Source organism: Ruegeria sp. AD11(2025), from assembly GCF_056542405.1.
In genome coordinates, this window is sequence record NZ_JBQFZU010000153.1 from 1 (window position 1) to 596 (window position 596).

2 protein-coding genes are annotated in these 596 nt (G+C 58.4%); both read right to left on the bottom strand.

Features of this window, described 5'->3' with window-relative positions:
• Positions 1-180: adenosylhomocysteinase (locus ACR1XY_RS24830; RefSeq protein WP_480597537.1), on the bottom strand; the 180-nt coding region annotated here is incomplete at its 3' end.
• The coding region (locus ACR1XY_RS24835) for a phosphorylase family protein (RefSeq protein WP_480597540.1) at positions 177-596 on the bottom strand (420 nt) is incomplete at its 5' end. The genes ACR1XY_RS24830 and ACR1XY_RS24835, both read right to left, overlap by 4 nt.

Sequence of the window (596 nt, forward strand, 5' to 3'; positions counted from 1 at the left end):
CGCCTGAAGCAATTGCACCAGAACGCCGGTCTCCTTCGTCAAGTGCAGGCAGCCGGCGACGCGTGCGCCCGCCAATGGGCGATCCTCTCCCAATTCGGCCCGGATTGCCGCCAACACCGGCATTTCATCGCGCGCACGCGCAAGTGCGGCATGCCCTAATGACAGCAAGGTCTCAGTCATGTGCGCGCCTCTTCCAAATCGTATCCATCGTCATCGTCTTCGATTTGACTCACAGCGACGACCATCGCGCGGATGAATTCCATGACCCGAGGGCTTCCAGCGGCGAACGCCTGCAACACGCCACGATGCGAAACAGGCACGGCAGCGTCTTCTCCAACCACTTCTTTTGCAGCGACGTCATAATCGGTGATATACGATACGTTGGCGTAACGGAGTTCCATTTCGCGAGCGATGACGACCTCAGGGTATTGGGTCATATTCACGGTGTGCCAGCCCTGGCTGCTGAACCAGCGGCTTTCAGCAGCACTAGAGAAGCGTGGCCCTTCGATGACCACCACTGTCCCCTCATCGTGATAGGGCGCGTGGATCTTTTTTAAGCTCGCAATCGCTGCGGATCGCATGTTGGGGCAATAGGG